Origin of the sequence: Caballeronia novacaledonica, assembly GCF_900258035.1 — a bacterium.
In the GTDB taxonomy this organism is placed as follows: domain Bacteria; phylum Pseudomonadota; class Gammaproteobacteria; order Burkholderiales; family Burkholderiaceae; genus Caballeronia; species Caballeronia novacaledonica.
On the sequence record NZ_OGTP01000005.1, the window covers coordinates 193146 to 213341 of the forward strand.

A 20196-nucleotide genomic window follows, 5' to 3' on the forward strand; every position below is an offset into this window, starting at 1 on the left:
AGCATTAGCGCGACGGAACGGACCCGTAGGCACGCGGTGGCAAGATGAGTTCGTCACCAGCATCGGCAATCGCCTCTGTGAGCATCTGGCCTGCTTTCACAACTTCGTTGCAGTAGGCCGGTAGGTTCTTTCGTTCCAATCGGTCCTCCCCGCCTGCGATGCCGACACTTCCGACGGCGAGTCCTTCTGCGTTGAAAACGGGTGCCGACACGCCGAAAACGCCTTGATTGAACTCGCCGTGGCTGACAACAAAGCCGTCCTTTCGGATTGCCGCGAGTTTTTCTCGGAAGCCTTGCCAGTCAGTGCCCAGTGCCGCGCGCGCGATTATGCGCTGATGTTGCTGAAAGATGCTTCTGAGCCGATGAGGGGGCACATACGGGAGGATCACCTTGGATGCAGCCCCAGAGAAGAGCGGCCGCCGTTGGCCTCGTGAGAAGAGATTAGGCGGGCTTCCTTCGGATAGGTCCTCCCTGATGCACATTACCGAATCCCGATATAGCGCACAAAGAAGGGCTGAATGCCCTGTACGCTTTACCAACTGGCGAAGAATCTTCCCCCCGGCCTTGTACAGCGGGTCGGACATCCGGATTTGACGATCGAACTCAACGAATCGCGGGCCCAAGACGTATTTTCCGTTGGCAACCGCTTCAATCAGACCAGCTTCGTGAAGCGCTTTTATGTACCGATAGGACGTTGATCGTGACGTACCCAAGTAGTTCACCAGGTCGCTCACGGGTCGGACGGGTGCCGCTGGCGTAAACAGGTCGAGTATGCCCAACATGCGCCCGATGCTCGTCTGTGCTTCGCTCTCTTTTTTCGAGGCAGCTTCCGTGGAGTCGCTCAACTGTGATGTTTGCTTTGCAGTCGCTTTGGCCATTTTCTGCATTCCGTGTGGCTTAACCTGCGAAAAGTGGACCGGTTTGCTGCATCGGCCCATCTACTCGAGCGCTCACTGCTGAGGTTTTGAGGATCGGCGTTGTCATCGCAATAAATGCGACGCAATTATATCAGAATGCGGGAATTTATTCGTATAATGAATAATTGCGTTTGGAACTTTCGATCCGCGCGGATGGCTGCGTTCGACCGAGCGAGCCAAACGAGCTACTATCGCTACGACGGTTCCCTTCGCTGTCCACCACTCGAAGAATTCCGCCTTCGCTGTCCAGTTAGATCGAGCTTGGCGCGGCTGCACGTATGATGTCTGCTGCGTCCTCAAGCTCCTCAATGCGCCAGGAGCGCTGGCACATGGTCGCTGCCTCTGACATAGGTATGTGAAGAAGCGCTTGATTGTAAAACTTTTCGTTGATGTCATCGTTGGACATCGGGTTCGTTACGCTTCCCTTGCAGTGTCCGATACAAACAGTTTGCTCCTCGCCGCTATCGAAGAGGACGTGCAAAACAGCGCTTTCCGGTGCGATGGCATCATCCGTCAGCACATTGATGCGATCCCTAAGTTGCGCGATGACCGGATCCTGAACCACTTGCAACTGTCCTTCAGCGATGTCCGCGCGGCCGTACCGGAGGGCGGTCGCCACCCAATGAAAAAGACTGACTTTGGCCTCGAGTACGTTCTCCGGATGCCGCCGAAATCCAAGTGCCATTGCGGACGGATGCGTGTGTAGGCGGACCTCTCTGATCTGGCGACTGCGGTCTGCGCCTTGAGAGTGGTGCCATTGAAGGGCCGCATTGACAACCGGATGTATGACGGCCCCACACGGATAGGGTTTGTAAGCGAGAGCTTCCACCTCGAACGGGCTGCCAAGGGGAGGTAAGAGATATTCAAAGTGAGGCGTGCTGGAGAACAGACTCAAATATCCGTACTTTCCTTCCAATGGAGCACGCGGGCCGTCGAACCCGTGCTGCGCGAGAATCGCCGCGCGCAACCCGGTTTGTGCCGCGTGACCAAAAATTAAGGTGGCACTCATGCTGCCATGAGCAGCTCTAAATCCGGACGACTGAGTGGCGGCGATTCCTATCGCCCAGCCAATCTGCTCGGAGGTCAGTCGCAGTGCTTTGGCCGCAGCCGCCGCTGCGCCAACGCCGGCGGCAATGCCCGTCTGCGACCATCCGATATCGCCCCGAGCGGGAGGAACCGATACCGCCTTGCTCAACCGACTGGCGATTTCGATGCCGAGCACCATCGACAGCAAGAAGTCGCTGCCAGTCAGTCGCTGCCGTTCTGCGAGGGCCAGAAGGGTCGTAGCGACTGCGCCACTGGGGTGTAAGAGCGCTTCCGAATGGGTGTCGTCAAACGAATAGGCCGCGGAGCTTAGGGCATTGATTAAAGCGGCCGTAAGAACATCTACGCGTTCAGGTCGGCCGAGAAGCGTACAGGTTTGGCCTCCGGCAAGCGGGATCAGTGCTCTAGCAGCCGTCTCGACGATTTCATGGTGGGATCCGCCAATACAACATCCTAAGATATTGACCAAGGCTCGCTTCGCTGATTCACGCGACGACGGCGATAGATCGTTTGATGTCGTGCGAAAGACGAACGAGGCAACGTCGTGAGTGAGCGTATCCGGCGGTGCTTTATCGTTCATGAGGTTTCCGTTGATCCGAATGCAGGTGCATCACTGGCGTCTGGTCATTGTTTCAGCCGACGCCGGTGGGCTAGACAGTTACATAGATGATCGAGTTGCTCGAATTGCTCTCTAAGAGGCCCAAGGGCTATTGTTTGCCGCCGTTCAACTCTTCCGTTTTGCGCAGTGACCGAGACTGCATGTAGAGGAAAACCTTCATGCTATCTTCGTCGCGATATCCGGCTGCCGCGGCTTCCTCATAGAGTTCAAGGATGCGCGGGGCGATCCAGGTAGGGGCGCCACACCGCTGCGCCTCCTCTAACAAGAGCGCTTCATCTTTTAGGCCAATGGTCAACGGGCCGTTGAACTTAAAGGTTCCCGTAAGAATTGCCGCCGGTACCTTGTCAGTGGTGGTGTAGTTGCGCGCAGAACCAGCATTGAAGACATCGTTAAGGACCTTCGGGTCAAGTCCAGCCTTGATACCCATCGCAAGGCCTTCAAACACCGCCAGGCGACCGGCCGCGGAGATGTGATTATTGATCACCTTTGCGACTTGGGAGACCCCCGGTTTGGCGCCAAGATAGAACAGCTTGGCTGCGAGTTTTTCTAGCAAAGGTTTCCCAAGTTCGAAATCGCCCTCGGCGCCCGAGGCCAAGATTGCGAGAGTGCCGGCGCGTGCTCCAGGCGGACCGCCACTGACTGGCGCATCAATCATTCCGACACCGTCATCCCGTAGACGCGAAGCAATCGACTCGATCGTGCTGCTTCCAATGGTCGAGGTTTCAATATAGACGCATATTTCCTTGCCTTTGACCACGCCGAACTCGCCAAGGGCGACATCTAGGCTTGCTTCTCGCGACGGCATCGATGCGATCACGATCGAACATGCATTCGCCACTTCCAACGGGCTCGCTGCAACCTTTGCTCCCAATCGCTGTAGTTCCTGCACTGCTTCGGGATTCCGGTCGCACACAGTGAGATCGACACCTTGCTCGAGCAGGCGTAGAGCCATCGGCTTCCCCATGTTGCCTACGCCAATTAGTCCCACTCTTAACGGATTCATTGATGCCTCACACAAAAAATAATTTATTCAACGCTTGCCGCTTTTTGCCCCCAACCTGCTGGCAGCTTGCCCGATGGCAGGGGAAGTTCTGCGGCATTAAGAATGAAAGCAAGCGTCGTGTAGTAGCCGCATACCGCGAGAACATCAAGGCTCGTCGCGCTACCGAATCGGCTTTTCAACGCACTGAAGGCGGAGTCCGACGGGCGGCCCTGCCAGGCAGTTTCGTACGCAAAATCGTAGATTAGTGAAGCATCCGAATCCAGCGGATCCGGCCTTCGTCCCGTGCCCAATGACGTAATAACTTCATTTGACAAGCCAGCCTCCCGCCCAATACGCGCATGGGCAAGCCATTCATAGTCGCTGGACCATCGATGAGCGGTGATTAGAACAGCTATCTCGACCAGATGTCCTGGCAATCCTGTTCGAAAACGCAGATGTTCCCCGAGCGCCTGCAAGTGATTTGCGAGTTCAGGGTTATGAATCAATGCGATAAAAGGACCTTTTATCGATCCTCTGGGGCCAGCGGCAATAGCGTCAGCGACTTGTCGCTGACGAGGTGACATTTCGTCTCGAGTCAGGATTTCATATTTGCTCATGCTTGGTCTCTATGCTGTTCGCGAAAATATGGCTCGTTTCAAAAGCGCGATCATGCGTAAGTGACGGCATGCGCGCCCTTGCGACCGACACCACGTCAAGGTCGATCTCTGCGCAGATGACATCTGGCGCTTCGCCGGCCGCGGCAACCTCCCGCCCGTCCGGGTCGACGATTAGGGAGTGTCCGTAAGTTTCGTGACCGCCTGGGTGCGTTCCGCAGGTGGCCGGAGCGACAACGAACGCGCGATTTTCGATCGCGCGCGCTTTCAACAGGGTATGCCAATGTAGCGATCCTGTCGCCCGGGTGAATGCGGACGGCACAAGGAGAATCTGAGCACCCGACTGCGCTAAGGCCCGGTAAAGTGCTGGAAAGCGTAGGTCATAGCAGACAGTGATTCCCAACCGCCCCCAGGGAGTGCTAACAAGAACGGCTCTTGTCCCCGGCGTGTAGGAAGACGATTCGCGAATTGTCCTGCCGCCTGGTAACGTGGCGTCGAACATATGGATCTTGTCGTATCGCGCAACGATTTCCCCTTGAGCCGAGATGACAATTGATCGATTAACGATATTGCCTTCGTCTGTGCGAATGACGAGGGAGCCGAGTATCAGCCAAATGCGATGCTTTCGAGCAATCGAGACGAATTGAGGCAGTGCTGGATGATCTTCCTCACGAGCTGCGCTGTCGCGCATCGAACGGCCGCTCGCATGTAAGAAGAAGCTATATTCAGGGGTGGCGACTAGTGTCGCTCCCCTTTGGGCCGCGATCTCAATCGAACGTGAGACCTGATCTATGTTGGCTCGTAGGTCATCTGTCGGCGTAGTTTGCACACAACCGACGATGAAGTGTTCGTTGCTCATGACTTTGCGATACCAAGGATCAATCGAGCTTCGTCCGGAGTGGCCAAACGTGTTCCGAGAAGCTCGACAAGCTGTGAAGCTTTGCGCACAAGGGAGGCGTTGTCCGGGGCAAGCACCCCTTTTTCCAGATAAAGGTTATCCTCCAGGCCTACGCGTACATGGCCGCCGAGAAGCACCGATTGCGCGACCATTGGAAATTCCGACCTCGAGACTCCGAACGCTGCCCATTGTGAACCGACCGGCAATAGACTCTTCATCGCCGCGAGTATCTCGGGAGTGGCTGGTGCTCCCCACGGCACGCCAAGGACCATCTGAAAGAGCGGCGTCGGTTCGAGCAGGCCTCGACGGATCATATCGATAGCCAACGCCACGTGTCCCGAGTCGAAGACTTCCAGTTCCGGTTTAACCCCAGCTCTGCGGACTTCTGCCGCAATGGCCTCCACGTGCGCCGGCACGTTGATGAGCGCACCTTTGCCGAAGTTCAGTGTGCCCATATCCAGACTGCAAATCTCAGGCTTCAATTCCAAGATGTGGTGGACGCGCTCAACTGGTGGACGGAGGTTGGACCCCGCGCCCGCCAGGTTTGCTTCCGTGTCGCTAGGCACGAACCGGGCACCCGGGCCGGTTGTGAGGTTGACGATGACGGGACTTCCACTGTCGCGAACGCGATCTACAACCTCGCGGTACAGCGCAAGATCCATACTTGGTTTGCCTGACTCGGGATTGCGAACGTGAATGTGAGCGATCGCCGCACCCGCTTCGCAGGCTTCAATTGCGGCGGTGGCAATTTGAGCGGGCGTCACGGGGACAGCCGGATATCGTCCGGCGGTGTCGTCACCGCCAGTGACTGCGCAAGTAAGGATGACAGGCTGCTGCAAGATAATCCCTCAATATGTCAATGAAACAACGCGTCACTGTGCTAGGTGACATCGTGAACTTGGTGAGCCGACTCATGCTGACTGTCGGCCAGCCGTTCGATCGGGTGGGGCACGATTAAGTCGTCAACGGTCAACAAACCCGATCATTGCCTTGACTTCGAGATACTCTTCCAAACCGAACACTCCCATCTCCCGCCCGTTCCCTGACTGTTTGTAACCACCCATCGGCGCCGCCGGGTTCGAAGCGACTCCGTTCAGAAAAACACGGCCTGCGCGCATGCGAGATCCGACTTCGTGTCCCGTTTTCCTGTCGGATGTAAATACATAGGCCCCGAGGCCGTAGCGGGTGCCATTGGCAATTTCCAATGCTTGTTCTATGGAACGATAAGGCATGACAGCGAGGACGGGGCCAAAGATTTCCTCTTGTGCAATCGTCATCTCTGGCTTTACGTCTGCGAACACAGTGGGCTTGATGAAGTAGCCGCTCGTGAGTTCTGGCGGGCGTCCAAGCCCCCCACAAACGAGGCGAGCACCTTCGTCGATACCCTTCTGGATGTACATTTGTACTCGATCGAATTGAGCCTTGTTCACGACCGGACCAAGGGTCGTTGAAGCGTCCTCCGGATCTCCAACCTTGATCTTTTTGACCTCTTCACAAAGCAAGTCGATAGCCTGATCAAGCTGGTCCTCATGTACAAGCATGCGAGACGGAGCATGACAAGATTGTCCGCTGTTAGAAAAGCAACGAGCAATGTTCCACTGGGCGGCCTGACGAAGGTCAGCGTCGGGCAACACGATGTTGGCAGACTTGCCGCCGAGTTCCTGACAGACGCGCTTGACGGATGCCGCGGCCGCTTGAGCTACCTGCACTCCCGCCCTGGTCGAACCGGTAAAGGACACGAGGTCAATATCTGGATGTGTGCTGATAGCATGGCCCACCGTTGGCCCATCGCCGATCACCAGATTAAACACGCCCGGCGGAACACCCGCTGCGTCCAGAATTTCAGTCAGAATGATGGCGCTCAGTGGCGTGAACTCGCTTGGCTTGGCAACAACGGTACAGCCCGCTGCAAATGCGGACGACAACTTCGTGCAGAGAATTTGCACGGGCCAGTTCCACGCGGTGATAAGTCCGCAGACACCGATAGGCTCGCGTCGAATGACGTTGCTGCCTTCCTGAACTTCGAAGTTGTATCCGCGAAGGGTGGTAATCGCCTGTTGGAAACCCTGTAGCGCAGCTTGGGTCATGATGACCTGCGACTTAGGAGAGCCCATCTCAAGGGTGATAGCGGCCATCAGATCCTTCTGGCGTGCTTGGTAGACCTCGATGATTCTCTCGAACAGGGCAATCCTTTCCTCCTTGGAGGTTTCGGAGAAGGAGGGAAATGCCTTTCTGGCCGCCTTGACGGCGAGATCCACGTCGCGCGCGCTCGCGAGACAGACGCTTGCAATCGGGTTCTCAGTTGTTGGGCTGATCAGTTCGAGCCTTTTCGGGTCGACCGGAGCTACCCATTGGCCATCAATATAAATTGTCTCGTGATTTCTCATGACGTTAAGCCTCTTCTCAGCAATGGAATGAAAGCGCGAGGCCGCTTTCAAAGTATGTGGACTCGACCTCAGTGCGACTCAGTTACTGTGGGTGTAACCGCCGTCGCACGCGATTGTTTGGCCGGTTATGAAAGCCGAAGCGTTCGTGGAGAGGAAGATCGCAAGCCCCACCAAGTCTGTGGGCAACTGGCCCTTGCGCAGACATTGTTCGCTGAGAAGCTGGACGCGTCGCTCCTGCGTTGGATTGACCGCGCGGTCAACCTCCGTCGCGACGGCTCCCGGGCGGATCGCGTTTACCGTGATGCCGAATGGTCCGAGTTCACGAGCAAGAGAATTCGTCATTCCGATGATTGCAGACTTCGATGTGACATAGTGGAGGTAGTTAGCAACCCCCCTAGGAACGGAGTCAGAAGATGTGTTGATAATGCGTCCCCAGTTGGCCTTGCGCATGGCGGGAGCGACGGCCCTTGCGCATAGAAAAGCGCCAGTGATGTTGATGCGCATCACACGCTCCCATTCATCAAGGGGAATTTCATCAAAAGGGCGCTTTGGCAGGGTTGCGAAGATTGCTGCGTTATTAATGAGCGTATCTACGCGGCCGTACTTGTTGAGGGCGCTCTCAACCATCGCGTCGACAGATTCCCTATCTCCCACGTCCACGGATACGGGCATGGACAGACCGCCAGCTCGCTCGATCTCGGCACAAACGCGTTTCGCGTTTTCGACGTTCAGATCCGCCACAACTGGGATCGCGCCGGCCGCCGCAAACTGCCGCGCATACTCTCGCCCGATCCCTTGACCTGCTCCAGTGATGATTACCACGCGCTCCTTAACGCTGAAATCGCGAGCCGACTCGGGCACGCCTGAGTCATCGGGTGCGTGAACGCTTGTTTGTTGATTCATCTCGAGGCTCCGATATTTAAAAGAATGAGCAGCTTCATACAAAGCTAGCTAGGTAGGAATTCAATGACAAGCGCTATGCGGATACCTTCCAATTGAGGCTTTGCACTGCCTGCGTCGCGAAACGCATGTCGATGATTTCGCCGGACTTAATCGCCTTTGGGTCACCAACCCCGGGTACCATACCCATCGCCACCCACGACTCTAGGCTCCGCTGCGATACGAATGGTGTCTTGAACTGCGGAATACTTGAGGCCCATACCTCAGGCCAGATCTCCGCCTTCACAAGGGAGGAGTATTGCGATTTATAGAGCGTGTCACCGGCTGCCTTGGAATTTTCGACAATGTACTTTAGGCCGCGCGTGTCCGCTCTCACGATTGCCCGATATACCTCCGGCTTTTGCTTCACGTCATCTGCGCGAGCCTCAATGAGGTGGCCGGAGATGGATCGGAAACCAGATATCTCGTCGCGGCCGACCGAGAACAGGATCACACCTCCAAGTTGAGACTGAGCTAGGCTTGAGCCCGGCGGAGCAGATACAAGGGCATCAATCGTTCCGTTTCCGATTGCTGCAATGGTGTTCTCAGTCGATTGTAGGGGAACAATCGAGGCATCGCTGGCGCTGATGTTTATTTGAGAAAGGACTCTTCTCGCGCAATAGTCGGTGACGCTACCCGGTGCGGACACACCAATACGAATCCCCTTAAAGCTTTTTGCCGTGGAGAGCCGGCGTTCGAAGGGCGTTGCCGCCGTGATGCCGTGCTTCTTCGCGTAATCGTTCGAGATAATAAAGTAAAGGTCTTGGTACACACTTTGTGCCATCACGATCTTAAATTGCTGACCCCTGACCGTGGCTGCCAGCAACTCTCCGGGGGCAGTGTAGTACGCGTCTCCTGCACCAGAAACGAGAGCCGTCATACCAGCAGGGCCGCTTCGGGTGTAGATCCGCTCAATGGTTAGGCCCTCGTCCTTGTAGTATCCCAGCGCTTCGGCGATAAAGGTTGGAGCCCATGCGATCAGAGGGCCGCCACTTCCCATGAGCAGTGTCACGTGATCTTGCGGGCGTCCGTGGCTTATACCCGGCACGACGAGGCTTGCCGCGCCGGCAACCGTCAAGCCTAGCAATTGCCGTCGAGAAATTGGTCGATTGGTTGCGCCCACCTATAGTCTCCCGAAATCTAGTTGAAGTTGCGTTCTATCTACGCGTGTCGTGAGATCAAGCTCCTTCAACGGGGCGCCATCGTAGAAGTCGCTTCTCAATAAGAACCACGAACGCATTGAGCAGTAATCCCAACGCAGTCGTAACTGCGAGAGTCGCGAAAAGACTCGAGGTATCGAATTGATTGGCGTAGTAAGAAACCAAGTAGCCTAGGCCGACATTCGACGTAAACATTTCTGCCACAATCGCACCGGTCAATGCATAGGTGACGGAGATGCGAAGACCGGCGAAGAGCCATGCGAGTGCGGATGGAATCAAGATCTTTCGGACCGTGTCAGAACGAGTAGCGCCCATCACACGAATCACATCAATTAGGTCCTGATTTACATCGCGTACTCCCGACAAGGTATTCATGAACACAGGGAAGAACACCAGCAGCGCGATATAGATCACCTTTGTCTGAAACCCAATTCCGAAGTAAAGGATAAACAATGGAATCAGTGCGATCCGAGGAATCGAGTAGAAGCCCACCAAAAATGGATTGAGGACCTTAGAGATGACCCGACTGGTGCCGCATGCGACGCCCATCACCATCCCTCCGGCTACGCCGAAGGCGAAACCAACCAGCGCTTCTGCAATCGTTGCATATAGATTTCTAAGCAGGCCGCCGCTGTTCCACATATTCAACGCCGCGATGGCGATGCGCGATGGACTGCTAATCCAGAACGCAGATATCCACCGACCGCAAGCCCACTCCCAGACAAGAAGAGCGACTGCCGCCAAGATAAGCCGTGAAAGTACGACGATCCTTGTCTCTCTGCGGCGAGCCCTTATGCTCGGATCGACAACAAAAACCTCGTCTGCATCGGGCGTTCCCGACAAACCCGCGAGTGATGGTGCGACGGCTTTGGATTTGAAGTTGCTCATTAGACTTCCGCTCCTTGATGCATGTCTTCGCGAAGTGCTGCCCAGAGATTCTCGAAATACTCCCCGAACTCGGGAACGAATCGGATGGTGAAGACGTCTCGCGGCCTCGGTAACTCAATACGCTGAACGGTACGGATACGTCCGGGGCGCGCCGACATGACGATCACTCGGTCCGCAAGCGAGATCGCTTCCGTCAGGTCGTGAGTGACGAGGATGAGCGTCTTCCCCGAGCCTTCCCAGGTCTTCAGAAGTTCGGCCTGCAGCATAAGACGTAGTTGTGCGTCAAGGGCACCGAACGGCTCGTCCATAAGGAGGACGTCGGGTTCATAGACCAAAGAGCGGGCGAGCTGCGCTCTCTTGCGCATCCCTCCCGAGAGTTCGGCTGGATAGTGCTTTTCAAAACCCTTCAGTCCAACCAGCTCAATGTACTTTCTCGCCCGATCTCGACGTTCCGACGACGAAACATTGGAACGAGGACCGAGTTCGAACGGAAGCAGGACATTTGCTTCAACCGTTCGCCACGGCAGGAGGTTGTCACGCTGTGTGACATAGCTGACGTGAGTGTTCACCCCGGAAATCGGCTTGCCCTGATAGAGCACTTCACCAACCCCAGGCTCCATCAGCCCGGCGGTCAGATTCAAAAGCGTCGACTTTCCGCAGCCACTCGGCCCAACAATGGCTAGCAGTTCGCCGGGCTCTACTCTTGTCGTCACGTTTGAAAGAGCGTGGACTCTCGTGTCTCCTTTATAGAAAACCTTCGACACGCTTCTGAAGTCAAGTATGGGCTGCATTACCTTTCCTCTTTGCAAGTTTCTTACAAAATCACCGATTCAAAAGCGGCTGTTGACTCCAGATAACGAGGTGATCTCGGAGCCTCGGTCGTCAGCCGGAAACTAGCTAATCGGAAGGAAGTTAGCCTGCGCTCGCTGAACGCGCGGGTAGGCTGGTCGCGCCGCACTTTGCAAATTCGCCGCATCGTCTCCCCCGTTTCCGATTCGTCTCATCGTTCCTCGGTGCCTTCGCGCCGCGACGAGCTCGTTTATAAAAATGTACTACCCATTGAGACAAGTTTCAACGGTTTGACATCGGAAAATATGCTCGGAATTACCCCACCTTCATCGATCTCGCGCTCGTCGAGGCCTCAGCCGCGGCCATCGGTTCATGTCAGACGGGAACGTGACGACCGAGCGCCGGTCCGAGTGGCATGGATAGCGTATGAAGTCCTATATGGAGGGAAAAATGGCTCGCCGTTGGGTTCTTGTCTGTGTGGGCCCTTGGGCGGTGTAATGCAATCTGACAATGTGACGGCGCGAGCGTAGGACGGGCCGCAACCGTGCGGACCGCCTCGTCGGATTTTGAAGGAAGGATCGGGAAGGGAAACGCGGTCGGAACGGGCTTAGACCACCATCGGGCGAGCGGCACCGTCCATGGAAACAATCGCCCCGGAGATGTACCCAGCCTTTGGGGAAGCCAGGAAGGCCACAACCGCCGCCACCTCCGCAGGAGAAGCGGGTCGACCAAGAGGCGATGAATTGTTCGCCTCGGCAATGGCTTCAGCGGTAGTTATCCGTTCTTGCCGAGCAAAGGCACTGACGCCTTCTGCTAGCCGGTCAGTGTTCGTCTTTGCAGGATTCAGGGCATTAACCCGAACGCCCATCGGTCCATATGCCAGCGCGAGGCCTGCCGTGGCGAGCATCAGTGCAGCGTTGGCGGACCCGCCAGCTAGATGCGTTGTGATTGGTACTTTTCCTCCCATTCCCACCACATTGACTACCGAACCGGCGCGACGCTGTGCCATGAGCTTGACGAGAGGATCCAAGACGTTGATATACGTCAGAAATTTGGCTTCCATTGCGGCCCGCCAGTCTTCAGGCTGCAATTCATCGAAAGGCTTCCGACGAGCACCGCCTGCGGCGTTGACGAGAACGTCGATCGGTCCACGTTCTTCCTCAGCATCGGCAATTACGCCCAATGCGGCGGCCGGTTGGGACAGGTCAGCGGCATATCCGCTGATTCGCTTCATGTGGACGTCAAGCGTCCTGCATGCGTCACCGATTCGGCTTTTATCACGTCCTACGATGCTGACGACGCAGCCTTCCGCCAGAAATTGCTCGGCGCATGCGAACCCAATTCCTCGCGATCCACCGGTCACCAGAACGTGCTTGCCTTCAAGTTGCAGATCCAATGCTAGCTCCAGAAATGGCTGTGGTCTCGCCTTTGACAATGGCGTCGGAAAGCTTCTCTGCGACCATGATCGTTGGAATGTTGGTGTTGCCGCGAGGAATTGTCGGCATGATGGACGCGTCGGCAACGCGCAGATTGGCGACGCCTAAAACGCGCCCAGCAGAGTCAACAACGGCCGCAGGGTCTGTATGGTTCCCCATTCGGCACGTTCCGACCGGGTGATAGACACCTGTGATCTCACGGGTGACGAAGTTCAGCAGGAAAGTCGGATCACTTATGAGACGCTCACTGTCCAGCCTATGCCCCGTTAGCGCTGCGAGGACTCGGTCGCCGAGGGCGCTGGGCATTGCATCGAGCAACGTCGCGAACGCGCGTGCGTTCACGGCACTGGACGCCGTATGCGTGTTCCACCGTCGGATGCGGTCTCCCACGCGTACTACGAAGGGCGCACCGACCAATGGTGCTACTACTGGGGACTTTAATACGTTCAGTATCCGGAGCACCGCTTTAGAAAGTCGTTCGATGTCGCGCGCGTTGTCGCCAAATCCAAATTCGACGCGAGGAGACTGGTTGGCATCGCGCACGTTCAAGCTCACCTGACCGGACCCAGCCGGCTTCAGGAGTACAGCGTTTAGGCTCGCCACTCGGGTGCCCATCGCGTTCCAGGAAGTTTTGCTCTGGATATTGATGTAAAGGTCTGACTTAGGCGCGCCCAAGAGGTTTGACGACATGCGCATACATGCGGTCGGATGCGTTCGTAAAGAGGACGACTGTCTCGAATTTCGATGCAGCATCGCGCAAATAAAGACAGCGGCATGATTGCGCAAGTTTTTCCCTACGCCGTCGAGGTCCGCGACGACGCTGATCCCGAGTTTCTGTAGAGCGCCCCCTTCGCCGATGCCCGATCTCATCAGCAGGGCCGGTGAATGAATCGCTCCAGCTGTCACGATTACTTCAGCTCGCGCAGCAAATTCTATTAAGCGGCCGTCGACCTCTGCTAGAACGCCGGTCGCACGCTTATCGCTGAATCGGACCGAACGCACACATGCGCGAGAAAGAATCGTTAGATTCGGTCTTTGTCGAACGCTGGATGTGAGGTATGCCGCAGCGGTCGTTACTCGGCTGTTCGCGGTATTACTGATCGGAGTGGCGCCGAACCCATCGCGGAAATCGCCGTTCATATCGGCGATAAACGGGTAGCCGGATGCCTTTGCGTATTGTTCAATCGCCGAGGTCAGGGGAGGCCACATATTTCGAGGCACCCGTCTGATCGGAACTGGGCCTCGCCGTCCATGCAGAGAGTCCGAAAAATCTTGATCCGTCTCGAGCTTGCTGAAATATGGCAGCACGCTGTCCCAGGACCACCCCGCAGCGCCCATTGCCTGCCACTCGTTGTAGTCATCTGGCGTACCTCTGAATGCAACCATGCCTGCGACGGCTGACCCGCCGCCCATTACCTTTGCTTGTGGAAATGCAGCCGGGGCCCCATGGGAGCTGTTGTGCCAAAAAGCCTTCAACCCATCCCACATGTACGACGGATTGTATGACGACAGCGGGTACGGGTCGACGATGTCCGCAGGCTCATCGCCCGGAAGATAATCTTCTCCCGCCTCAAGAAGCAGAACGGAGCGACGGCCATCTTCTGTAAGGCGGCTCGCCAATACGCACCCAGCGGATCCTGCTCCAACAATGAGGTAATCGTAAGCTTTTTCGATGTGCATTTCGGGACACGCACGTGCGGCGTTTCTAGAGATTACGTGGCTGCCACTAGCTTGGGCGCCACGGCTCGGGTCAGAGAGTGGAGCGCGCCTCGGGTCCCCTTGGGCACTGCCCGCCAATGCAGACTCCGAATCTCTCCGAACTCATGCGGAAGCCGCGTCCAGCTGTCTCCTCCGTTGGTCGATCGGAAGAGTTGACCTAGGTTCGTACATACGAATATCAGGTCAGGATTTGAGAAATGAGTTGCGATGCACCAGACCGTGCTGTTGATTGATCCTGGCAAGGTCAACCTTTCCCAAGTTTCGCCGCCATCCAAACTGCGAAGTAAGCGGCCATCGTTTCCAGGTGGGCCGTTCCCGTTGGCCAAGAATACGACTGAAGGATCATCCGTGCGAGTTACGACTGCGCGTGTATATTGCCATGGCGATTCTAATTCTGCGAAGCGCCACGTCTCTCCGCCGTCATCGCTAATGTGCAGTCCGCGGTTTGTGGTGGCGAGGATTCGACGCTCGCCCCTCGCAGTGCGCGATACCGCGATCCCGTGTACGTCGCCCGAATTCAAGCCGTTGCTTAGCGCACACCAAGAGCTTCCGCCGTCGGTGCTTCGGTAGATGCCGCCGATCTCGATCGTTGCCCAAAGGGTATCCGGGACTAATGGGTCGGCCAGCAACTGTGTCACCCGTGTCGGTCCCATATTAACTTCAGAGAACTTTGCGATACCCGGGACGGTTAGTTCGCTCCATGTCTCGCCGCCGTCCCGCGATCGGTAGAGACCAGCTGGCCGCGTTCCAGCATACAAGGTCGATGGGTCGCGAGCGTCATAGGCGATCGACCAAACGTCCTTGATCTGAGTCGATATGCACTCCCAGCGCGCAGTCCGCTCGCTCCACCGAAAGACACCCTCGTCAGTCCCGGCGACTAGCGTATCGTGCAACTCGGCATGGCTCCCAAAACACCACACGCGAGCTTCGAGATACATCCCTGAATGACTATTGGGGTGTGACCAGGTCAGGCCTTGGTCTTCACTGAACCATGCCGAATGGCCAGCGGTTCCAGCGTAAACGTGAATCTCGTCGAGCATATCGGAGTCGACCTTCCTGAAATGTTCTTGGGTAGTCATCGTGAGCCTTTGGACCGGTTGCTTTCTAATATTGTCTCGGCATTTGACATTTAATGCAAGATGAACTTCCTCTCGATGCGTAAGGACCAGTATAAACCCTGTCTTGAACGATGTTGGGAACGTCAGTAAAAAGTAGCGTATTATGGGATTTCGTGAGATGACGGTGACGGCGCAGACTGAACGCGGCGCCGGATCAGAGCGACGGTACGCCCCGGGGCCGTTCCCGCGCGACAACATTTTGTGCGTTAGCACGCCGCATCGTCTTGTCATTCTTCTAACCGCAAATTAAGGGGTCTTCGATGTCGTCTGTGTTGAGACCGGCAACAGCGAAAGTGGGGGCAGTCAACGCCCAAGCCGTGGAGCGGTATAAGGAAATGCGTAAGGCACTCATGGAAGTGCCAGAGGTCGATCAGAAGACGTGTGAGATTGTCCACGCTTGCCAACTTGCAGCGCTCGGAGTGGAGATCTCTTTCAAGATGCACGCGATACGCCTCTTCGATCTCAAAGTGTCGAAGGAAGCGCTCCAGCATATTATCGTGTCCGGAGTTGGTGTGACCCTGATCATTGGACAAGCAGCCAGAGTGTTGGATTGGATCGAGGAGGCGCACGCTCACTATCTTGGGACGCGACAGCAATAGGGCGTTGCTTGCTCAACCAAATGCTCGGCGCTCGCGCGACTTGTCCAAAATTCTTAACCTTGTCACATGACACTTGTACCGGAATTTCGTGGCAACACTCCACGGCCCCTCGGGGAATTAGATGGCTGGCTCGCCGGCGTTCACGAAGATGCCCTGGAACCTGATCTGCCAATCGTCGACCCTCATCACCATATTTGGGATGGCGGGCACGGTCGCTATCTGTTGGACGAGTTTCTGAGAGATCTACGCTCCGGTCACAACATTGTTTCGACGGTATTTGTGCAGGTCAAAACGATGTACCGGGTCGATGCCTCTGAGGCAATGAAGCCGATAGGAGAAGTGGAGTTCGCCAATGGGATAGCTGCGGCTAGCGCGAGTGGGTACTACGGGAAGACGCGCGTCTGCGACGGTATTGTAGTCTTTGCAGACTTGCTTTTGGGCGACGAGGTCGAGCCCGTGCTCGAGCGATTGATACGAGCCGGAAATGGGCGCCTCCGAGGTATCAGGCAGGGGGCTACTTGGGACAGTGGCAGCGCCGCCTACGGCAGAAAGTTTGGGCCTCGCCACCTTCTGAGGGAAGCATCATTTCGGAAGGGATTTTCGCATCTTGCGTCCCTCGGCCTGTCCTTCGATGCATGGCTCTACTATCACCAGCTTCCGGATCTCGTCGACCTTCTCTGCACGTTTCCGGAAACTTCAGTGGTTCTGGACCATGCGGGGGGCATTCTGGGCATTCCGCCGCATACCGATCGCCGCGTCGTATTCCAGATTTGGCAGTCCAATCTTCGTTCGCTTGCACGCCTTCCAAACCTGACAGTAAAGATTGGCGGCCTCGGCATGCTTTATAACGGATGGGATTTCCATGTTCGCGAGAGCCCGCCATCTTCGATAGAGTTGGCCAATGCATGGCGCCCGTATGTCGAAGAGTGCATTGAGATATTCGGACCGGAGCGATGCATGTTCGAGAGCAACTTCCCCGTGGACAAGCAGTCGTGTGGATACGGTCAGCTTTGGAATGCCTTCAAACGCATCACACACGAATTCTCCGTCGATGAGAAGGCGGCACTCTATCATGATACGGCGGCGCGCATATATCGACTAGGCGGGGAGGCGATGCGCGGCTGACCTTTTTTGCATCGAGGAACCCACCGGTAAGCTAACAGCCCTGGATTGACAATCGAGCACCTTAGAGAGTTTGGATAACTAAGGGGTATTGCTTAACGTAACTAGGTCGTAGAGCACACCGGTGTTCTGTTCTTGAGGGGCTGAATAGATTATCGCGCCTCCATAATTTCCAGGATCACCGGAAAAAGGAAGGCGCACAGACACGTCCGAATCCTTCAACTCTGCAACGGAGACTGCAGATGAACACAAATGATCTAAAGGTATCTCGACGCCAATTTCTAGCAATGGCGGCCGCGGGCGGCGCGAGTCTCGCGCTGCCACGTGCTGCTCTCTCGAAAGCGGGCGATCACTTGACGATGCTCATGGGTAGTGGTGGACCGCTGCTGGCCTGGGCTCCGCACTTCCTCGCTGAGACGATGGGGTATTACAAAGAGGAAGGCTTGACCTTGGAGAGAATCTACACCCGCAGCGGGCCGGCAGGAATGACCGCTCTGGTTTCGGGTGCGGGAAATGCTTATTACACTGCGCCCGGCGAGCTTCTTGCCGCAACTGCGCGAGGGCAGAAGTTCAAGATCTTGATGGCCCAGAGCGCCTTCAACGAGCTCTATTTCATGGTGTCACCATCTTATGCTGCCAAGCATTCGATCACCGGTGACAGCACTCCGCTGGGTCAGAGACTCTCGACGGTCAAGAACTTCAAGGGATTGCGTTGTGGCGTCACGTCTCCAGGCAGCATCACCGACTATTGCGCACGACAGGTACTTGCGCAAAGTGGGCTCGACCCGGCTTCGGACGCAACTATCGTTCCCCTTCAATCGACGTCGAATATGATCGCAGCTATGGCGAACGGCACGATTGACGCAATGGTTGCGACGCCTCCAGTGACAAGCATTGCAGCCGCTCGCGTGGGGGCGGTGTTCTTCCTCTCAGTTTCCAAGGATGAAATCTCAGGGTTCAAATCACTTGCTGGCCATCTGATTGAAGCGCGGGTCGCGGACGTTGAGCAGAATCCAGACTTGTATACTGCCATCGTACGGGCAGATACGCGAGGCCTCCGCTACGTCATTGAGAACAAGAAGGAAGCAGGCGAGGCCTTGTATAAGGCGCAGTTTTCGTCAACCGTCGAGCCGACAGTATGGGCATCCGTATGGGAGCAAAATTGGTCTCAATTCAAGTCTCCTTACGTTACAAGGCAGAGCCTCGAAGCTTGGGTAACCATGAAGCTGGTTCCGGGAGTGTCCGATCCAAAAGCGTTGCATCTCGATGAGGTATTGGATATGCGCTTTGTTGACCAGGCAGTAAAGAAGATCGGTTGGAAGGCGTCTGCTTGAACTGGTCGCGCCGAGTCCCCGGCCATTCTTTCAAAGCCGGCATCGAGTCATAAACGGTCTACGGAAAAGGGCTTTGACTCTAATGAGCGAGGCTATGGTCTGCTTGCAGACGTCATGAGTCTCGCGCTCTCGGCCCCGTAGGCAGTTATTTGATACTCAAGTATGAGACTAAGGAAGTAGTTGTTTTCCGACGGGAGTAGTGAACCATGACTGTAGCATTGAGATTGGGCGAGTTCATAACAGAATCCAAGTTTGAAGATCTGCCTTCGTTAGCCAAGGACTACGGCGAAATGTTAATCGCCAGCACGATCGCGAGCGCCGCGGTCGGATTCAATCTATCGTCATCCAGCATCATCAGACAACTGGAGATTGACCGTGGGGGTAAGCCAGAGTCGACGATATGGTTCGACGGCTCCGTGCGGCTTCCCGCAGCGGCCGCCGCGCGCGTGAACGCCGTCGCGAGCGATGCCGCCGCGTCGGACGACAGCGATTTGCGAAACATTGTCCACCAAGGGACAACTGCTTGCGCCAGTGCTTTGGCCGTCGGCGAGCGCTTTTGCTCAAGCGGCGAAGACATTGTGGCGGCGATCGTTCTTGGATACGAGACGGCGGGTCGCATTAGCACTGTGATGCAGTGCACTTTCAAGGACAAAGGCTTTCATGGAAGTATCATCGCCGCTTTCGCTGGCGCTGCTGCGGCAGCCCGACTCATGAGACTCTCGGTAGACAAGACGGCCCAGGCACTTTTAATTACCGCGACTTCAGTTGGCGGATTGAACGCAGCCGCCGATACGAGTGTGGCCCGAGAGTATCACGCGGGACAGGCGGCCACATCGGGTGTTCAAGCTGCTTTGGCGGCCGCACGAGGCTTTACCGTTGAGCGTGAACTGTTCGAGATGAAACTCGGATTCTTCGACTGCTTCGGTAGAGACGCGGACGCATCTCTTATCACGAACGACTTCGGATCCAGGTGGAATATTCTCACAGAGATGGGCATCAAGCTTGTGCCGGGGGGGCATCCCCACCACGGAGTTGCCGAAGCGGCAGCCAAAGCTGCGCGAGACGCTGGAGTTGAACCCGAGGAAGTCGAGCTTATTGAGATCTCAAGGCCGGGCTATGCTGGCTTTGCCAATCCACACAATCCAACGGATCTCATCGGAATGGCCCACAGCGCCATATTCTTCGCCGCTGCTGGAGTGGCCGACCGCGACTTCTCCTGGATCCATGCTTCCGCCGATAAAATTACCGACCCCCGGATTCGCATGCTTTTGGATAGGGTGCGTATGGTTGCTCCGCCGACAAGTGATCTCGATCGATACAAAGGCGGGGCGCGCGTGACTATTGTGACGAAAGACGGAAAAAAGACGTCCGCAACTGTCTATGCCCCGAAGGGTGCCGCGATCTTGGGGATCGACTGGATCGACGTTGAGGCCAAATATCGCACGCTTGTAGGGAGAGCGAATATCTCCGCAGGCAATGTCCATGCAAGCCTTGGTGTAGTTCGGACCTTTCGTCAGGTGGAGAGCGCATCGGCTCTACTGAATCTGCTGCGTTAGCACTTGACGGCTATTAGACTGAAAGAGGAGGGTGCTGGCAGATACGTCGTCTTGCCGTAAAATGGTGAACACAAAG

Annotated in this window: 17 protein-coding genes; 3 read left to right on the forward strand and 14 right to left on the reverse strand. The window is 56.1% G+C overall.

Annotated elements, in window-relative coordinates:
- Window positions 1-4: 4 nt before the first annotated feature.
- From NOV72_RS10455 to NOV72_RS33115, 14 genes are all read right to left on the reverse strand, one after another.
- Window positions 5-877, reverse strand: coding sequence for an IclR family transcriptional regulator (locus NOV72_RS10455; protein ID WP_181290971.1), 873 nt, complete (start codon window positions 875-877; stop codon window positions 5-7).
- 289 nt (window positions 878-1166) lie between these two features.
- Window positions 1167-2540, reverse strand: a complete 1374-nt coding sequence (locus NOV72_RS10460) for an MmgE/PrpD family protein (protein WP_106854512.1) — start codon at window positions 2538-2540, stop codon at window positions 1167-1169.
- Between the two features lie 127 nt (window positions 2541-2667).
- The gene (locus NOV72_RS10465) at window positions 2668-3582 is read right to left on the reverse strand and encodes an NAD(P)-dependent oxidoreductase (RefSeq protein ID WP_106854513.1); all 915 of its coding nucleotides are present in this window, start codon (window positions 3580-3582) and stop codon (window positions 2668-2670) included.
- A 23-nt stretch (window positions 3583-3605) separates the two neighbouring features.
- The gene (locus tag NOV72_RS31885) at window positions 3606-4178 is read right to left on the reverse strand and encodes a carboxymuconolactone decarboxylase family protein (RefSeq protein WP_146149980.1); all 573 of its coding nucleotides are present in this window, start codon (window positions 4176-4178) and stop codon (window positions 3606-3608) included.
- Entirely contained in the window at window positions 4165-5034 is an 870-nt protein-coding gene (locus NOV72_RS10470) for a carbon-nitrogen hydrolase family protein (RefSeq protein WP_106854514.1), read from the reverse strand. Before NOV72_RS10470 ends, NOV72_RS31885 begins: the two co-directional genes overlap by 14 nt.
- The gene (locus NOV72_RS10475) at window positions 5031-5915 is read right to left on the reverse strand and encodes a beta-keto acid cleavage family enzyme (protein WP_425428724.1); all 885 of its coding nucleotides are present in this window, start codon (window positions 5913-5915) and stop codon (window positions 5031-5033) included. The genes NOV72_RS10470 and NOV72_RS10475 overlap by 4 nt, the downstream gene beginning before the upstream one ends.
- Before the next feature lie 120 nt (window positions 5916-6035).
- Window positions 6036-7460, reverse strand: coding sequence for an aldehyde dehydrogenase family protein (locus NOV72_RS10480; RefSeq protein WP_106854516.1), 1425 nt, complete (start codon window positions 7458-7460; stop codon window positions 6036-6038).
- Window positions 7461-7538: 78 nt separating this feature from the next.
- Window positions 7539-8363 (reverse strand): SDR family NAD(P)-dependent oxidoreductase, encoded by an 825-nt coding sequence (locus NOV72_RS10485; RefSeq protein ID WP_106854517.1) that lies wholly within the window; start codon window positions 8361-8363, stop codon window positions 7539-7541.
- A gap of 73 nt (window positions 8364-8436) precedes the next feature.
- The gene (locus NOV72_RS10490) at window positions 8437-9522 is read right to left on the reverse strand and encodes an ABC transporter substrate-binding protein (protein WP_146149981.1); all 1086 of its coding nucleotides are present in this window, start codon (window positions 9520-9522) and stop codon (window positions 8437-8439) included.
- Between the two features lie 55 nt (window positions 9523-9577).
- Complete coding sequence (locus tag NOV72_RS10495; protein WP_106854519.1) at window positions 9578-10447, reverse strand: ABC transporter permease; 870 nt, start codon at window positions 10445-10447, stop codon at window positions 9578-9580.
- Window positions 10447-11238, reverse strand: a complete 792-nt coding sequence (locus tag NOV72_RS10500) for an ABC transporter ATP-binding protein (protein ID WP_087086944.1) — start codon at window positions 11236-11238, stop codon at window positions 10447-10449. The genes NOV72_RS10495 and NOV72_RS10500 overlap by 1 nt, the downstream gene beginning before the upstream one ends.
- A gap of 605 nt (window positions 11239-11843) precedes the next feature.
- Window positions 11844-12632, reverse strand: coding sequence for an SDR family oxidoreductase (locus NOV72_RS10505; protein WP_106854520.1), 789 nt, complete (start codon window positions 12630-12632; stop codon window positions 11844-11846).
- Window positions 12616-14352: a GMC family oxidoreductase gene (locus NOV72_RS10510; protein WP_106854521.1), complete on the reverse strand. Its 1737-nt coding sequence runs from the start codon at window positions 14350-14352 to the stop codon at window positions 12616-12618. The genes NOV72_RS10505 and NOV72_RS10510 overlap by 17 nt, the downstream gene beginning before the upstream one ends.
- 32 nt (window positions 14353-14384) lie before the next feature.
- A complete protein-coding gene (locus NOV72_RS33115; protein WP_106854522.1) occupies window positions 14385-15740 on the reverse strand; it encodes a beta propeller repeat protein in 1356 nt (451 codons plus the stop codon).
- Window positions 15741-16174: 434 nt separating this feature from the next.
- Between NOV72_RS33115 and NOV72_RS10525 the strand changes: the two genes are divergently transcribed.
- The 3 genes from NOV72_RS10525 to NOV72_RS10535 all read left to right on the forward strand — a co-directional run bounded on the left by NOV72_RS10525 (window position 16175) and on the right by NOV72_RS10535 (window position 20120).
- The gene (locus NOV72_RS10525; protein WP_106854524.1) at window positions 16175-17233 is read left to right on the forward strand and encodes an amidohydrolase family protein; all 1059 of its coding nucleotides are present in this window, start codon (window positions 16175-16177) and stop codon (window positions 17231-17233) included.
- 239 nt (window positions 17234-17472) lie between these two features.
- The gene (locus NOV72_RS10530; RefSeq protein WP_106854618.1) at window positions 17473-18564 is read left to right on the forward strand and encodes an ABC transporter substrate-binding protein; all 1092 of its coding nucleotides are present in this window, start codon (window positions 17473-17475) and stop codon (window positions 18562-18564) included.
- A 206-nt stretch (window positions 18565-18770) separates the two neighbouring features.
- On the forward strand, window positions 18771-20120 hold the full coding sequence (locus NOV72_RS10535; protein ID WP_106854525.1) for an MmgE/PrpD family protein: 1350 nt from the start codon (window positions 18771-18773) through the stop codon (window positions 20118-20120).
- Window positions 20121-20196: the final 76 nt, after the last annotated feature.

What these genes read in the sequence shown, in the direction of transcription:
- NOV72_RS10455 (WP_181290971.1), bottom strand. Translation starts at nt 877, where the DNA reads ATGGCCAAAGCGACTGCAAAGCAAACATCACAGTTGAGCGACTCCACG.
- NOV72_RS10460 (WP_106854512.1), bottom strand. Translation starts at nt 2,540, where the DNA reads ATGAACGATAAAGCACCGCCGGATACGCTCACTCACGACGTTGCCTCG.
- NOV72_RS10465 (WP_106854513.1), bottom strand. Translation starts at nt 3,582, where the DNA reads ATGAATCCGTTAAGAGTGGGACTAATTGGCGTAGGCAACATGGGGAAG.
- NOV72_RS31885 (WP_146149980.1), bottom strand. Translation starts at nt 4,178, where the DNA reads ATGAGCAAATATGAAATCCTGACTCGAGACGAAATGTCACCTCGTCAG.
- NOV72_RS10470 (WP_106854514.1), bottom strand. Translation starts at nt 5,034, where the DNA reads ATGAGCAACGAACACTTCATCGTCGGTTGTGTGCAAACTACGCCGACA.
- NOV72_RS10480 (WP_106854516.1), bottom strand. Translation starts at nt 7,460, where the DNA reads ATGAGAAATCACGAGACAATTTATATTGATGGCCAATGGGTAGCTCCG.
- NOV72_RS10485 (WP_106854517.1), bottom strand. Translation starts at nt 8,363, where the DNA reads ATGAATCAACAAACAAGCGTTCACGCACCCGATGACTCAGGCGTGCCC.
- NOV72_RS10495 (WP_106854519.1), bottom strand. Translation starts at nt 10,447, where the DNA reads ATGAGCAACTTCAAATCCAAAGCCGTCGCACCATCACTCGCGGGTTTG.
- NOV72_RS10500 (WP_087086944.1), bottom strand. Translation starts at nt 11,238, where the DNA reads ATGCAGCCCATACTTGACTTCAGAAGCGTGTCGAAGGTTTTCTATAAA.
- NOV72_RS10510 (WP_106854521.1), bottom strand. Translation starts at nt 14,352, where the DNA reads ATGCACATCGAAAAAGCTTACGATTACCTCATTGTTGGAGCAGGATCC.
- NOV72_RS33115 (WP_106854522.1), bottom strand. Translation starts at nt 15,740, where the DNA reads ATGACAAGACGATGCGGCGTGCTAACGCACAAAATGTTGTCGCGCGGG.
- NOV72_RS10525 (WP_106854524.1), top strand. Translation starts at nt 16,175, where the DNA reads ATGACACTTGTACCGGAATTTCGTGGCAACACTCCACGGCCCCTCGGG.
- NOV72_RS10530 (WP_106854618.1), top strand. Translation starts at nt 17,473, where the DNA reads ATGAACACAAATGATCTAAAGGTATCTCGACGCCAATTTCTAGCAATG.
- NOV72_RS10535 (WP_106854525.1), top strand. Translation starts at nt 18,771, where the DNA reads ATGACTGTAGCATTGAGATTGGGCGAGTTCATAACAGAATCCAAGTTT.